Origin of the sequence: Vibrio sp. OPT41 (assembly GCF_015163595.1) — a bacterium.
GTDB classification, from domain to species: domain Bacteria; phylum Pseudomonadota; class Gammaproteobacteria; order Enterobacterales; family Vibrionaceae; genus Vibrio; species Vibrio alginolyticus.
The window spans coordinates 1-355 of the sequence record NZ_JADDYH010000040.1 but is presented as its reverse complement, the minus strand read 5'-3'; the positions used below and the strand labels follow the sequence as shown (position 1 = coordinate 355).

Here is a 355-nt window from a genome sequence, read left to right as displayed (position 1 = left end):
TGCTCCTACTGCTTGTACGTACACGGTTTCAGGTTCTATTTCACTCCCCTCACAGGGGTTCTTTTCGCCTTTCCCTCACGGTACTGGTTCACTATCGGTCAGTCAGTAGTATTTAGCCTTGGAGGATGGTCCCCCCATATTCAGACAGGATATCACGTGTCCCGCCCTACTCGATTTCACTGAACACACGTCGTCAACTACGGGACTATCACCCTGTATCGTCGGCCTTTCCAGGCTGTTCGTCTAACGCGTGTAAAGCTTAAGGGCTAGTCCAATTTCGCTCGCCGCTACTTTCGGAATCTCGGTTGATTTCTTTTCCTCGGGGTACTTAGATGTTTCAGTTCCCCCGGTTCGC

At 51.0% G+C, this 355-nt stretch carries 1 rRNA gene; it reads right to left on the bottom strand.

Annotation, left to right across the window (positions count from 1 at the left end):
- Window positions 1-355: ribosomal RNA gene (locus IQP38_RS18275) — 23S ribosomal RNA — on the bottom strand; the annotation flags it as partial.